At 30.2% G+C, this 14,779-nt stretch carries 13 protein-coding genes and 1 other RNA gene; 9 read left to right on the forward strand and 5 right to left on the reverse strand.

The window, feature by feature from the left end; all coding sequences use genetic code 11:
* Nucleotides 1–4 precede the first annotated feature (4 nt).
* Nucleotides 5–1,426, forward strand: a complete 1,422-nt coding sequence (locus MC378_RS01305; RefSeq protein WP_242176905.1) for a CCA tRNA nucleotidyltransferase — start codon at nucleotides 5–7, stop codon at nucleotides 1,424–1,426.
* Here the strand turns inward: MC378_RS01305 and MC378_RS01310 are convergent.
* The 4 genes from MC378_RS01310 to MC378_RS01325 all read right to left on the reverse strand — a co-directional run bounded on the left by MC378_RS01310 (nucleotide 1,418) and on the right by MC378_RS01325 (nucleotide 6,564).
* Complete coding sequence (locus MC378_RS01310; protein ID WP_242176906.1) at nucleotides 1,418–3,247, reverse strand: ABC transporter ATP-binding protein; 1,830 nt, start codon at nucleotides 3,245–3,247, stop codon at nucleotides 1,418–1,420. The genes MC378_RS01305 and MC378_RS01310 overlap by 9 nt on opposite strands.
* Nucleotides 3,247–4,962 (reverse strand): phospho-sugar mutase, encoded by a 1,716-nt coding sequence (locus MC378_RS01315; protein WP_242176907.1) that lies wholly within the window; start codon nucleotides 4,960–4,962, stop codon nucleotides 3,247–3,249. Before MC378_RS01315 ends, MC378_RS01310 begins: the two co-directional genes overlap by 1 nt.
* Before the next feature lie 46 nt (nucleotides 4,963–5,008).
* A complete protein-coding gene (locus MC378_RS01320) occupies nucleotides 5,009–5,965 on the reverse strand; it encodes a glycosyltransferase family 2 protein (RefSeq protein WP_242176908.1) in 957 nt (318 codons plus the stop codon).
* Between the two features lie 77 nt (nucleotides 5,966–6,042).
* A complete protein-coding gene (locus MC378_RS01325) occupies nucleotides 6,043–6,564 on the reverse strand; it encodes a DUF4199 domain-containing protein (RefSeq protein ID WP_242176909.1) in 522 nt (173 codons plus the stop codon).
* A gap of 177 nt (nucleotides 6,565–6,741) precedes the next feature.
* Between MC378_RS01325 and ffs the strand changes: the two genes are divergently transcribed.
* The 5 genes from ffs to MC378_RS01350 all read left to right on the forward strand — a co-directional run bounded on the left by ffs (nucleotide 6,742) and on the right by MC378_RS01350 (nucleotide 10,891).
* Nucleotides 6,742–6,840, forward strand: an RNA gene (gene ffs / locus MC378_RS01330) — signal recognition particle sRNA small type.
* Nucleotides 6,841–6,926: 86 nt separating this feature from the next.
* Nucleotides 6,927–7,730, forward strand: a complete 804-nt coding sequence (locus MC378_RS01335; RefSeq protein ID WP_242176910.1) for an SDR family oxidoreductase — start codon at nucleotides 6,927–6,929, stop codon at nucleotides 7,728–7,730.
* 218 nt (nucleotides 7,731–7,948) lie between these two features.
* Nucleotides 7,949–8,602, forward strand: a complete 654-nt coding sequence (gene fsa / locus MC378_RS01340; protein WP_242176911.1) for a fructose-6-phosphate aldolase — start codon at nucleotides 7,949–7,951, stop codon at nucleotides 8,600–8,602.
* A gap of 121 nt (nucleotides 8,603–8,723) precedes the next feature.
* The gene (menD, locus tag MC378_RS01345) at nucleotides 8,724–10,400 is read left to right on the forward strand and encodes a 2-succinyl-5-enolpyruvyl-6-hydroxy-3-cyclohexene-1-carboxylic-acid synthase (RefSeq protein ID WP_242176912.1); all 1,677 of its coding nucleotides are present in this window, start codon (nucleotides 8,724–8,726) and stop codon (nucleotides 10,398–10,400) included.
* Nucleotides 10,400–10,891: a S1 RNA-binding domain-containing protein gene (locus MC378_RS01350; protein ID WP_242176913.1), complete on the forward strand. Its 492-nt coding sequence runs from the start codon at nucleotides 10,400–10,402 to the stop codon at nucleotides 10,889–10,891. The genes menD and MC378_RS01350 overlap by 1 nt, the downstream gene beginning before the upstream one ends.
* Before the next feature lie 69 nt (nucleotides 10,892–10,960).
* Here MC378_RS01350 and MC378_RS01355 read toward each other — a convergent pair whose 3' ends face one another.
* The gene (locus MC378_RS01355) at nucleotides 10,961–12,118 is read right to left on the reverse strand and encodes an alpha/beta hydrolase-fold protein (protein ID WP_242176914.1); all 1,158 of its coding nucleotides are present in this window, start codon (nucleotides 12,116–12,118) and stop codon (nucleotides 10,961–10,963) included.
* A gap of 69 nt (nucleotides 12,119–12,187) precedes the next feature.
* Here MC378_RS01355 and MC378_RS01360 point away from each other — a divergent pair, with 69 nt between their 5' ends.
* The 3 genes from MC378_RS01360 (at nucleotide 12,188) to MC378_RS01370 (ending at nucleotide 14,704) form a co-directional block, all read left to right on the forward strand.
* The gene (locus MC378_RS01360; protein ID WP_242176915.1) at nucleotides 12,188–13,027 is read left to right on the forward strand and encodes a 1,4-dihydroxy-2-naphthoyl-CoA synthase; all 840 of its coding nucleotides are present in this window, start codon (nucleotides 12,188–12,190) and stop codon (nucleotides 13,025–13,027) included.
* 126 nt (nucleotides 13,028–13,153) lie between these two features.
* Entirely contained in the window at nucleotides 13,154–14,023 is an 870-nt protein-coding gene (gene purU / locus MC378_RS01365) for a formyltetrahydrofolate deformylase (RefSeq protein ID WP_242176916.1), read from the forward strand.
* A 72-nt stretch (nucleotides 14,024–14,095) separates the two neighbouring features.
* On the forward strand, nucleotides 14,096–14,704 hold the full coding sequence (locus tag MC378_RS01370; RefSeq protein ID WP_242176917.1) for a fumarylacetoacetate hydrolase family protein: 609 nt from the start codon (nucleotides 14,096–14,098) through the stop codon (nucleotides 14,702–14,704).
* The last annotated feature ends 75 nt before the right edge of the window (nucleotides 14,705–14,779 follow it).

Genomic DNA, 14,779 nt, shown 5'->3' on the forward strand with positions numbered 1-14,779 from the left:
ATTCATGCAAAAGCAATTCTTCAAAGAAGCAATTTCATCAGAAATTTTTAATGTTATATCAAAAGCATCTCAAGAGTTACAAATAGACAGTTATGTAATAGGTGGGTTTGTGAGAGATTTTTTCTTAGATAGAGGGAATGCAAAAGATATTGATGTTGTAGCTGTAGGAAATGGTATTGAGTTGGCACAAAAAGTAGCAGACCTGTTACCAAACAAACCTAAAGTACAAGTTTTTAAAAATTACGGAACAGCAATGTTGCGTTATCAAGATGTGGAAATTGAGTTTGTAGGTGCAAGAAAAGAGTCCTATACAGAAGAAAGTAGAAATCCTGAAGTTTCTATAGGAACCCTTCAAGATGATCAAAATAGAAGAGATTTTACAATTAATGCATTGGCATTAAGTTTAAATAAAAAGAATTTTGGAGAACTTTTAGATCCATTTAACGGTGTAGAAGATCTAGATCATAAGATTATTAAAACACCTTTAGACCCAGATATAACCTATTCTGATGATCCTTTAAGGATGATGCGTGCAATTCGTTTTGCTACTCAATTAAATTTTAAAATTGAAGAAGTTTCTTTATCAGCAATTACAAAGAACTCAGATCGATTAAAAATTATTACAAGAGAAAGAATTATTGATGAATTAAATAAAATACTTTCATCAACAAAACCGTCTACTGGTTTTTTATTGTTAGAAAAAACCAAACTATTACCTCAAATTTTACCCGAATTAATTGCGTTAAAAGGAGTAGAAGAAGTAGAAGGTCAAAAGCATAAAGATAATTTTTACCATACCTTAGAAGTAGTAGATAATATTTCGGAAAATACAAATGATGTTTGGTTGCGTTGGGCCGCTTTATTACATGATATTGGTAAAGCACCAACCAAAAAGTTCAGTAAAAAAGTTGGGTGGACTTTTCATGCACATGAATTTGTGGGTTCTAAAATGGTTTACAAATTATTTAAAAGACTAAAAATGCCATTAAATAACAAAATGAAATTTGTTCAAAAGATGGTAATGTTAAGTTCTCGACCAATCGTTCTAGCAAGCGATGTTACAGATTCTGCAGTGAGACGTTTGGTTTTTGATGCTGGAGATGATATCAATTCCTTAATGACACTTTGTGAAGCAGATATTACAACTAAGAATCCAAAGAAATTTAATCGCTATCACAAGAATTTTGAGTTAGTAAGAGTTAAGATTAAAGAAGTAGAAGAGAGAGATAAAGTACGGAATTTTCAACCTCCAGTTACTGGTGAGGAAATTATGAAAGCTTTTAAATTAAAACCTTGTAAAGAAATAGGTCAAATAAAAGAAGCAATAAAAGAAGCTATTTTGGATGGTAAAATACCTAATGAACACGAGGCCTCTTATCAATTTATGATTGAAAAAGGAAAAGATTTAGGTTTAAAATTAGCTTAAACTTTGCATTGTAACTAACTTAAAATACTCCCCTTTTTTAGTAAGTAACTCATCGTGTTTTCCTTGTTCTACAATTTTACCTTTTTTCATAACTACAATTTTATCTGCTTTTTGAATGGTAGATAATCTATGCGCAATAACTAAAGAAGTTCTGTTTTGCATCATTTTCTCTAATGCAGTTTGAACCAATTGTTCAGACTCTGTGTCTAAAGCCGAAGTAGCTTCATCTAAAATCATAATTGGCGGGTTCTTTAAAACGGCTCTAGCAATAGATAATCTTTGCTTTTGTCCACCAGAAAGTGTGTTTCCACTGTCACCAATGTTTGTATCGTATTTTTCTGGTAAATTTTGAATAAATTCATCGGCATTCGCAATTTTAGCAGCTTCTAAAATTGTTGCATCACTTGCATTTTGAACTCCTAGTTTTATATTATCAGCAATACTATCGTTAAATAAAATAGAATCTTGAGATACGATTCCCATTAAGTCTCGTAAAGATTTTTTAGTTACGTTTTTAATGTTGTTGTTGTCAATTAGAATTTCACCTTTATTAACATCATAAAAACGAGTAATTAAATTTGCTAATGTAGATTTACCACTACCTGATTGTCCAACCAAAGCAACAGTTTCACCTTTATTAATTGTCAAAGAGAAATCGTTTAAAACATACTCATCTTTATATTTAAAGGAAATGTTTTTAAATTCAATTTTATTTAAAAAATTATCTTTTACAATTGCGTCTTCTTTGTCTTTAATACTGTTTTCAGTATTTAATACCGTCATAATTCTTTCTGCAGAAGCTTCTCCTTTTTGAATGTTGTAAAAGGTTGTTGTAATTAATTTAATAGGATTTAAAACGGTATAGAATAAAACAATATAACCCAAGAATTCATCAGGTTGTAAAGAACTTGTGTTTGATAAAACTTCTGTTCCTCCATACCAAAGAATAGCAATGATGGTAGCCGAACCTAAAAATTCACTCATTGGAGATGCCAATGTTTGTCGGTGAATTACACTGGTCATTAATTGTTTAAATTGGTGTGTAGAATTATAGAATTTTTTTGCGATTACATTTTCTGCATTAAAACCTTTTATAATCCTTAAGCCTGTTAATGTTTCTTCTATAAAAGATAATAAATTTCCATTTTCTTTTTGAGCTTTAACAGATTTTGCTTTTAATTTTTTGCTAATTGATGAAATTATAAAACCTGAAACAGGAAGTAAAACAAAAACAAACAGCGTTAGCTTTATACTCATAAAAAGCATTATAGAAATAGCAATAATAACTGTTAAAGGTTCTCTAACAATTGTTTCTATAGAAGTTAAAATGGAATTTTGTACTTCTTGTACATCCGAAGTCATGCGAGCAATAATATCTCCTTTTCTTTTTTCTGAAAAATAGGAAATTGGTAATTCAACAATCTTGTCATATAATTTATCTCGTAAATCTTTTACAATTCCTGTTCTTAAAAAAGTAATTACATAAGAAGCTAAATATCTAAATAAGTTTTTTAGAAAAAATAACGTAATAGCTAATAAACAAATAAATATCAGTGTTTTAATATTACCTTCTGTCTCTATTTTATTAGATATAAAATGATAAAAACTATCTTTTAAGTAAGAACCTATACTTGTAATTCCTTTATAAGTTGGTGTACTTGTAACTTTTTTGTCTGTACTAAAAAGAATTCCTAAAACAGGTATAAAGGCTAAAACAGATAGTACATTAAAAATTGCGTAAAGTATGTTAAATAGAAGATTTAGAACTGTAAATTTTCTGTATTTTTTCTCATATTTTAAAATGTCTTTAAAATACCCCATTAACTTAATTTCATTTCTTTAATAATTCGTTGAATCTTTGCGTCTAATTTTGCTTCAACTTTTGTGGCATTTTCTTTAGCATCTAAAGGAGAATTTACACTAAAATAAAATTTAATTTTTGGTTCTGTCCCACTTGGTCTTGCAGCAATTCTTGTTCCACTTTCTGTTTGATAAATTAAAACATTAGATTTAGGTAAATCGATGTTGGTTACTTTACCAGTAATTAAATTTGTTCTAGTTGATGCTTTATAATCAGAAAGCGATTCTACTTTTTCTCCATCAATTTCAGATAATGGATTGTTACGCATTTCACTCAACATCTCTTTGATTTGCGTAGCGCCATTCATTCCTTTTTTAACAATAGCAATTAAATGCTCTTTATAGAAATTATTTCTAATATAAATGTTTAGTAATTCTTCGTAGAAAGAACTTCCGTTTTGTTTTGCGTATGCGGCTACTTCGCAGGCTAAAAGCGTTGCTGTTACAGCATCTTTATCTCTAACAAAATCTCCCACCATATAACCAAAACTTTCTTCTCCTCCACCAATAAAGTCCATAGTTTCATGATCACGAATCATTTTTGCAATCCATTTAAAACCAGTTAAGCCTACTTTTGTTTCTACATTGTAACTTCTTGCAACATCATTTACTAATTCTGAAGAAACAATGGTAGAACCCACAAACTGATTTCCGTTAATCTTTCCTTCATTTTTCCATTTTTTTAGTAAAAATTCAGTCATAACAACCATAGTTTGGTTACCATTTAATAACTTCATATTTCCGTTGCTATCTCTAACAGCAACTCCTAATCTATCACAATCTGGATCTGTACCAATTACAATATCAGCACTTATTTTATTTGCTAAATCGGTAGCCATTTTTAGAGCTTCCGGCTCTTCTGGATTCGGTGATTTTACTGTAGGGAAATCGCCATTAGGTTTTCGTTGTTCTTCAACAAGGTGTACATCTGTATATCCTGCTTTTTGCAAAGCATCTGGAACAGACATTATAGATGTTCCATGTAAAGATGTAAAAACAATTTTTAAATTATTTCTTTCAATATCTGTTGCCAATTTACCATTTTCAACAGCTCCATTAATAAAAACGGTATCTACTTCTTTTCCAATTTTTTCAATTAGATTTTCATTTGCATTGAAGTTGATTTCAGAGAAATCTAAACGATTAACTTCATTAATAATCCCACTATCTTGAGGTGGAACAATTTGGCCTCCATCTGCCCAATACACTTTGTAGCCATTGTATTCTGGAGGATTGTGAGAAGCTGTTAAAACAATTCCTGCATCACAATCTAAATGGCGAACAGCAAAAGATAATTCTGGTGTAGGGCGTAAATCTTCAAATAAAAATACTTTGATATTATTTGCAGAAAAAACATCTGCTACAATTTTAGCAAATTTTTTACTATTATGTCTACAATCAAAGGCTATTACAACTTTTAGTTGTTCTTTTTTTACGTTTTCTAAAAGGTAATTAGATAAACCTTGAGTTGCTCTACCTAAGGTATATTTATTAATTCTATTAGTTCCAGCTCCCATAATTCCACGCATCCCACCTGTACCAAATTCCATATTTTTATAGAATCTGTCTGCTAAATCAGAAGAATTACTGTTTATTAATTGTTGAATTTCTTTTTGTGTGTCAGCGTCAAAAGTACTAGAAAGCCACTGTTTTGCTTTGTCTAAAATTTCGCTCATTTCGATTGAAGATTTAAATTACTAAATTGTAATGCAAATATACTATTTAGTAATTGAGTTTTTCTTTGATGGTATAGTGTTTTTCTTTATTGTTTGATTTTATGATGAGTTCACCTATAAAACCAGCTAAAAATAATATAGTTCCTAAAATCATTGATGTTAATGCAATATAAAACCAAGGATTGTCTGTAACCAAAATTGTTTTGATGCCTTTAAAAACATTGTAAAGTTTGTAGGCGCCAATGTAAAATGCAGATGTTGTTCCGAATAAAAACATTAAAGTTCCCCATAGACCAAAAAAGTGCATGGGTCTTTTGCCAAATTTAGATAAAAATGAAATGGTAATTAAGTCTAAAAAACCGTTTACAAAACGTTCCATTCCAAATTTTGTAACACCGTATTTTCTAGCTTGATGTTGCACAATTTTTTCTCCAATTTTATTAAAACCTTCGTTTTTGGCTAAAACAGGAATGTACCGGTGCATTTCTCCGCTAACTTTAACGGTTTTAATTACTTCGTTTTTGTAAGCTTTTAAGCCACAATTAAAATCATGTAATTGTAAACCTGAAGTTTTTCTTGCAGCAGCATTAAATAATTTAGAGGGAATGTTTTTTGTAATAACATTGTCATATCGTTTCTTTTTCCAACCAGAAATTAAATCGAAATTTTCGTTAATAATAAGATTGTATAATTCTGGTATTTCATCAGGATTGTCTTGTAAATCTGCGTCCATGGTAATAACAACATTTCCTTTTGCTAATTCAAAACCCGCATCAAGAGCCTGAGATTTACCATAGTTTTTTTGAAACCGAATCCCTTTAACTTCGGTATTGTTTTCTGATAACTTTTCTATAACGCTCCAAGAAGTATCCGTACTACCATCATCAATAAAAATAATTTCATATAAATAACGATTGGATTGCATAACTTTTGCAATCCAATCGTGTAATTCTTGTAAAGATTCTTCTTCGTTAAGAAGTGGTATTACTACCGAAATATCCATTTAGTATTTTTTATAAGCTGTAAAGTTACAAAGTTTTTTAACTGAAACTTTCTTCATTACAAAACTTTTAGATTTTTTTAATAGTTTTCTTCTTCAGTTTTTTTCATGATTGCAGAAGAAATTGCTGATACGATAAAACCTCCAATAGCATAACTAATGATACCAATTGCAGCCATAATTCCTGGAGATTGAAATGATTTCCCCATTTGATTAGCAGCTTCAATTTGTTCTTCAGTCATTCCTTGGTCTAAATATTTTTGATTTTGAATTTCCATTAATTGACTCATAAAATCAGGTTCAATAAAATTCATGAAGATGTAGTTGTAAATAACAACGATTAGTCCTGCTAAAACAGCAATTCCAACACCAATTTTAACACCTTGTCCCCAAGACATAAAACCACCGTTAGCTTCTTTAAATTTTTTAGTACCAAAAATAATTAATCCAATAAATAAAGCTGCTGAAACTAATGATGTAGACCAATGTGGATCTAAGTGATTACCTGTTGCAAACATTACAAGAGATAAAACAACACTTGCTACTCCTAATATTATTCCGTTGTTTACAATAAAACTTTTACTATTTACTTGATTTTCCATTTGTGTTTTTAATTTAGTTAGTGATACAAATATATTGATTTCATTTAGATAGTTTCATTTTTTTAAAAAGTTAATAAACTATTCAAACAATTAATTAGTAATCAAAGTTTTATAAATGTTACAAAAAAATTAAGTTTTTTTTAATTGATAAATTAAAAATCTATTGTAAATTTGCAGTGGCAAGTCCTACACAACTAGCTCCCTTTGAATCCTCCAGGGCGGGAACGCAGCAAAGGTATTAGGTTGTAGCAGTGTGATGTAGGTAGCTTGCCTTTTTTTATGCACTAAAGTTTCGTTCTGAAAATCGGCATCTTTCATTTTAACTTTTTAACTTTACAACTTTTAAATCTTATAACTAATTTATGTCTAAAGTTGTATTAATTACAGGAGCTTCTTCTGGAATAGGAAAATCTATTGCTACTTTTTTGTCTGAAAAAGGATACAAAGTGTACGGAACAAGTAGAAATCCTAAAAACATCGAAAATTTCTCTTTTAAATTGATTGCTTTAGATGTGTTAAAAATAGATACAATAAACGCTGCTATTGATCAAATTATTAAAGAAGAAGGTAGACTTGATATTTTAATTAATAATGCAGGAATGGGAATTACTGGTCCTATTGAAGACACACCAACTGATGAAATGCGTGCTGTTTTTAATACAAATCTTTTTGGTGCTATTGATGTAATGAAAGCTGCTTTACCACAAATGCGTAAGCAAAAATCGGGTACAATTATAAATGTAACTTCTATTGCGGGATATATGGGCTTACCTTTTAGAGGTTTGTATTCTGCTACAAAAGGAGCTTTGGAAACCATATCAGAAGCAACAAGTATGGAGGTAAAACCATTTGGAATTAAAGTTTCTTGTGTTGCTCCGGGAGATTTTGCAACCAATATTGCTGCAGGAAGATATCATACCCCTGTTTTTGATGATTCTGCTTACAAAGAGAATTATCAATTAAATTTAAATTTGATGGATACGCATGTAAGTGGCGGAATGAACCCGATAGAAATGGCAAAAGCTGTGCACAAAATAATAGAAACTAAAAATCCTAAAATGCATTATAAAGTTGGTGGGTTTTTAGAAAAATTTTCTATTGTTTTAAAACGAATTATGCCAGATAGAGTTTATGAAAAAATGTTAATGAATCATTATAAGTTATAAGTTTTTACTGTTTATAAATGATGAAAAATAGTTTTATTTCATTTCTTAATTTTATAAACAAGTAACTATCTTTGCGTTAGGGATTGAAGCAATTGTTTGAACTCTTTTTTGTTTTTGACAAAAAAAGCGAGTGCGTAAAGCCCGCTCGAACGCCCTAAACCCATTGAGTGTAATGGAGATGATAATTATTAAGAACAATTACAACTAAATATATATAAATGAAATTTTTTATTGATACTGCAAATTTAGAGCAAATTAAAGAAGCACAAGCGTTAGGGATTTTAGACGGAGTTACTACAAATCCATCTTTAATGGCTAAAGAAGGAATAACTGGAGAAGTAAACATTATTAATCACTACAAAGCAATTTGTGAGTTGGTTGATGGTGATGTTTCTGCAGAAGTAATTGCTACAGATTTTGACGGAATGGTTAAAGAAGGAGAAGCTTTGGCTGCTTTAAATCCGCAAATTGTGGTAAAATTACCAATGATAAAAGACGGTGTAAAGGCGTGTAAATATTTTTCTTCTAAAGGAATTAAAACAAACGTTACATTAGTGTTTTCTGCAGGACAAGCTTTATTAGCTGCTAAAGCAGGAGCAACCTATGTATCGCCATTTATTGGTCGTTTAGACGATATTTCTACAGACGGAATGAACTTAATTGAAGAAATTCGTTTAATTTATGATAATTATGGTTTTGAAACTGAAATTTTAGCAGCTTCTGTGCGTCATACAATGCATATTATTAATTGTGCAAAGTTAGGTGCAGATGTTATGACTGGACCTTTAAGTGCTATTGAAGGATTGTTAAAACACCCTTTAACAGATAGTGGTTTGGCTAAGTTTTTAGCAGATTACCAAAAAGGAAACTAACCAACGCAGTTGGTTTTTATATAATATAGTCAGAAAGTAGAAAAGTTATTTTTTACTTTCTGACTTTTTTGTCTTTAATAATTTTTGACTTTGTAACTTTGCCACTTTGTAACTTATATTAATGTATCCTAAAAAAGAACTCGCACAAATTGTAATATCAGCATGTCATCAATTTAAAATTGATACCGTTGTTGTTTCTCCAGGATCTAGAAATGCGCCTTTAACGGTTGGTTTCTCTAATCATCCAGAAATTGAAACATTAAGTGTTGTAGATGAGCGTTGTGCTGCTTTTTTTGCTTTAGGAATTGCACAACAAACACAAAAACCAGTTGGCATTGTGTGTACATCAGGTTCTGCATTGTTAAATTATTATCCAGCAATTGCAGAAGCTTTTTATAGCAATATTCCGTTAGTAGTAATTTCGGCAGACAGACCTAAACATTTAATAGATATTGGTGATGGACAAACTATTCGTCAAGAAAATGTGTTTGAAAATCATATTTTATTTTCTGCCAATTTAGAAGATGTCAGTACGAGCGCAGTCGAGAATTCAAAACTCAAAACTCAAAATTTAAAACTATTAAGTGAAGCTTTGCAAATTGCAACTTTGCAAAAAGGCCCCGTACATATAAACGTTCCGTTTGATGAGCCTTTGTATGAAACGGTTTCTGAGTTAAAAAGGTTTCAGTTCCCAAACGTCATTTCGAGTAAAACTAAGCAATTTGTAGATTATAAAAACTTAGCTTCAATTTGGAATACATCCACAAAAAAAATGATTCTTGTTGGAGTAAATTACCCCGATGCAGCTTTACATAAATTAATGGATGTATATGCAGGTGATGTATCTGTTTTAATTTTAACGGAAACTACATCAAATTTACATCAAGAAAATTCGATAAATTCTATAGATCAATTGATTTTTTCTTTGGATGAAAATCAGTTTAAAGATTTACAACCAGAAGTGTTAATTACTTTTGGAGGCATGATTGTTTCTAAGAAAATCAAACAGTTTTTAAGGAAATATCCGCCAAAGCATCATTGGAATATTGATGAGAAAAAAGCAATGAACACTTTTTTTTGTTTAGCAGAATTTATACAAATTAAACCTGTAGATTTTTTCTCTAATTTTAAGATGTCAATTGCAGCCAAAGAAAGTAATTATCAGCAGAAATGGTTGCAAATTCGCGATGATAAACGTGTAAAACATCAAGAATATTTATCAAAAGTAGCACATTCAGATTTTAAGGTTTTTGAACAGATTATCAAAAGTGTTCCTGCTAAAAGTCAACTGCAAATTAGTAATAGTTCTATTATTAGATACGCACAATTATTTTCTATAGATAAAAGTAATAATGTATTTTGTAATAGAGGTACAAGTGGAATAGACGGAAGTACTTCTACAGCAATTGGAGCTGCTTTTGCATACAAAAATCAAACTGTTTTTATAACGGGTGATATTAGTTTTTTTTATGACAGTAATGCACTTTGGAATGCAAATATTCCAACCAATTTTAGAATTATTTTAATCAATAATTCAGGAGGAGGAATTTTTAAAATTATTCCAGGACCAGGAACTACCAACGCTTCAAAATATTTTGAGACACCACATACTTTAACGGCAGAGCATTTATGTAAAATGTATGCTTTCGAATATTTAAAAGCAGACACAACAGAAACAGTAACATCACAGTTAAACGGTTTTTATGAAAAATCAGAAAAACCAAAAATATTAGAAATCTTTACGCCAAGTGAAGAAAATGATTTAATTTTAAAAGCATATTTTAAATACATACAATAATGGATTCACAAGAAGATTTATACGACGAAGAAGAGAACTTGCAAGATGACGAAAATAACTCGGAAGAGGTAGAGATGTACTTGAAAGAGGGAGATAAAGTAAACTTAGTAATTGAAACCGAAACGGGTTTAGGTTACACCGTTTTAATTAATGAAGAATTTGATGGTTTGCTTTTTAGAAGTGAAGTTTTTCAGGAATTAGAAGAGAATATGGAAGTTACAGGTTACATCAAACAAATTCGTGAAGACGGAAAAATTGATGTTTCTTTGAGACCGCAAGGTTTTAGAAATGTAATTGATTCTGATGTAGAGAAAGTATTGACAAAACTAAAAAATAGTAGAGAGGGTTTTTTATTGTTAACAGATAAAAGCTCTCCAGATTCTATTCGTTTTCATATGAAAATGAGTAAAAAGGCTTTTAAGAAGGCAGTTGGAAATCTATACAGACAAAAACTAATACTTATTAAAGAAGACAGAATAGAGCTTGTTTAGTGAATAGTTTTCAGTAGCAGTTAGCAGTGAAAAACTGACTGAAGACTACTACTGAAAACTGTAAACTTTTTATCTTCCACCTAATCTTAAAATATTTTCATAAAAAGCATCTGCATTAGGATCTGCTGGATCCATTTTTCCATAGCTAATTTTATAATATTTTAAAGCTTTACTATATTTTTTCCCTGTTTCGTAATATTTACCAATATAATAATCTCCAAGAGGTGAGGTTGGGTATATTTTTTGAATCATTTTTCCAAATTCTCTAAGTTTATCACCATTTTCTTTTTCTAAAACTATTTTCTCTACGGCGTAAATGTCTCGTTCTCTGATTCCTAAATCACTTCCAAAAAGAAATTGAATTTCGATGTATTTATTTTCTAAATAAGCAATTGCATCATTAGGAGACAAATCTTTTACGTTTTTATCAAATTCTTCTTTAGAAATTGCAGAGTAAATTTCAAAAACTTTGGTTAAGGCTCTTGGGATAGCTTCACTTATAGCAGAAACACTACTAGATGTTTGAATAGTATCGTTAATTATATTAAAATTTTTCATTTCAATTGTTGCCAATCCTTTTTGGAGTTCGCCAATTCTGGCTTGTTTTTTTAAAGAAAATGAAGTAGCGTTATTTATGTATAAATAAAAAGTATTGTCTTCTTTCTTAAATTTTGGAAGATTAAAACTTTGAAACTGATTACCTACATAATCCGAAAAAGTAGGGTTAATACAGATATATGAATTGATAAATGGTTTTGGTTCTTTTAAAAAGTGGCTAATTATTTTAGCAGAAGTTCCTGTTCCAACTAAAGTAATAAAAGGAGAAGTCCTATAATTACTTTCTACATAAAAGATTACTTCATCTCTAACAAACTCATAAAAAGCGATATTATCTTCTGTTAAATTTCCTGATTCAATATCAAAATAAGTGTCTTTTTTTTGAGTTTTATCCATGGTAATTCCTACCACAATTTGTTTAGGAGCTTTGTCTTTTGCAGCAAAAAGAACAGAATTTCCAACATAAGCATCAAATAAAAACTCACTATTAAAAACGATTGACAAAGGATAGTTTTTAAGGCTGTCTTTTTCGTAACCTTTAGGAAGATAGATTTTTAAATTTCTTGTGGTTTCTAATATTTCTGATTCAATGTCTTTGTCGATTACTTTTTGTGAAAATCCGCAGAAATAAAAAAGAATAAATATTAATGTAACTGATTTCTTAATCATCATATAGAATGTTTATTTTTGTAAACAATTATTTTTGTTCTGTTATAAGAACGTCTAAAATACAAAATTATGATACAACCTGAGTGGAAAATTGTTAAAGAATACGAAGATATTACCTATAAAAAATGCAATGGAGTTGCTAGAATTGCATTCAATAGACCTAATGTTAGAAATGCTTTCAGACCTAAAACAACAAAAGAATTGTATGATGCTTTTTATGATGCAGGTGAAGATACATCAATAGGAGTGGTATTACTTTCTGCGGAAGGACCAAGTACAAAAGATGGAGTGTATTCTTTTTGTTCTGGAGGAGATCAAAAAGCGCGTGGACATCAAGGGTATGTTGGAGATGATGGATATCACAGGTTAAATATTTTAGAAGTACAACGTTTAATTCGATTTATGCCAAAAGCAGTAATTGCGGTGGTTCCGGGTTGGGCAGTTGGTGGCGGACACAGTTTACATGTGGTTTGCGATTTAACCTTAGCTTCTAAAGAACACGCAATTTTTAAACAAACAGATGCAGATGTAACTTCTTTTGATGGAGGATATGGTTCTGCTTATTTAGCAAAAATGGTAGGTCAAAAACGAGCAAGAGAAATTTTCTTTTTAGGAAGAAATTACTCTGCACAAGAAGCTTATGAAATGGGAATGGTTAATGCCGTAATTCCTCATGAAGAATTAGAATCTACTGCTTTTGAATGGGCGCAAGAAATTCTAGAAAAAAGCCCTACTTCTATAAAAATGTTGAAATTTGCAATGAATTTAACAGATGATGGAATGGTTGGTCAGCAAGTTTTTGCAGGTGAAGCAACAAGACTTGCTTATATGACAGATGAAGCAAAAGAAGGAAGAGATGCTTTTCTTGAAAAAAGAAAACCAAACTTCCCTAAAAAATGGATACCATAGACTTCAGTTGTCAGTTGTCAGTTATCAGTTATCAGTTGTTAGTTCGGGTGAATTTATGAAGAATGAATAAATTTGTATCGAGAACATTTTAATTTTTATATCATTCAATTTTTTTAATAGTAAAGAATGAAATCACAAGTAGTATCTTTTTTAATAAAATGTCCAGATCAAAAAGGATTGGTAGCAAAAATTACTAGTTTCTTTTATGACAAAGGGTTTAATATTTTAAGTTCTCAGCAATATGTAAATTCCATAGAAAATAAATATTTTATGAGAATTCGATTAAATGCTGATGGAACAAATATTTCTAAAGAAGCCTTAGAGAAAAGTTTTTTAGAATTGGCAGCACCTTTACATATAGATTGGTCTGTTAATTATGGAGATAAAAAACAAAATGTAGCTATTATGGTTTCACATACAAGTCATAATTTATATGATTTGTTAGAGCGTTCTAAAGAAGGACGATTAGATTGTAATGTAAAAATGATTATTAGTAATCATGATAAGTTAAGATACATTGCAGAAATGTTTAATATTCCTTTTTATTATTTACCGGTTACAAAAGAAACCAAATTAGAACAAGAAGCTCAAGTCAAAGATTTGTTAGATTCTAATGCTATTGATTTGGTAATTATGGCAAGATATATGCAAATTTTATCTGCAGATTTTATTAATCATTATCCAGAGAAAATCATTAATATTCATCATTCTTTTTTACCCGCTTTTCAAGGAGCAAATCCTTATAGAAAAGCGTATGAAAGAGGCGTGAAGTTAATAGGGGCAACGGCACATTATGCAACGGTAGATTTAGATGAGGGGCCTATTATTGAGCAAGATGTAAAGCCTGTAACGCACGAAAGTACACCAACTACCTTAAAAAGAATTGGTGCAGATATAGAAAAATTGGTTTTAGCAAGAGCTGTAAAAAATCACTTAAATCATCAAATAATTGTTTCAGGAAATAGAGCAATTGTTTTTCCAGAAGCAGGAGAATAATATTTTAATTACGAATTATCAATTGCGAATTTTAATAATTAGTAATTGACAATTTAAAATTAGTAATTGATTATGAAAATAATTTGTATTGGGCGCAATTACGCAAAACACATCGAAGAATTAGCAAACGAAAGACCAGAAAATCCTGTTGTTTTTTTAAAGCCAGATTCTGCTATTTTACCAAGAAAAAACCCGTTTTTTATTCCACCTTTTTCTGATGATGTTCATTATGAAGTAGAGGTTTTGGTGAAGATTAATAAAGTTGGTAAACATATTGATGCCAAATTTGCACATAAATATTATGATGAAGTTGGTTTAGGAATCGATTTTACAGCAAGAGATGTACAAGCAAATTGCAAAGAAAAAGGCTTGCCATGGGAAAAAGCAAAAGCTTTTGATGGAAGTGCCGTTGTAGGAGAGTTTTATCCGAAGGAAGAATTCGAATTAGAGAATTTAAAATTTCAATTATATAAAAATGATGAAATTGTTCAGGATGGAAATACCAATGCAATGTTATGGAAAACCGATGAATTAATTGCTTATGTTTCTCAATACTTCACGTTAAAAAAAGGAGATATCATTTTTACAGGAACACCTGCTGGAGTTGGTAAGGTTGTAGAAAACGATAACTTAAAAGGAGTAATTGAAGGTAAAGAAGCCTTTAATATTAGAGTAAAATAGGTTAAACCGCAAGGTACACAAAGAATAAGCAACGTTCGCAAAGAAATAATTCTTTGAGATTTTTGCAAAAAACTC

Origin of the sequence: Polaribacter marinus (assembly GCF_022662535.1) — a bacterium.
Classification (GTDB): domain Bacteria; phylum Bacteroidota; class Bacteroidia; order Flavobacteriales; family Flavobacteriaceae; genus Polaribacter; species Polaribacter marinus.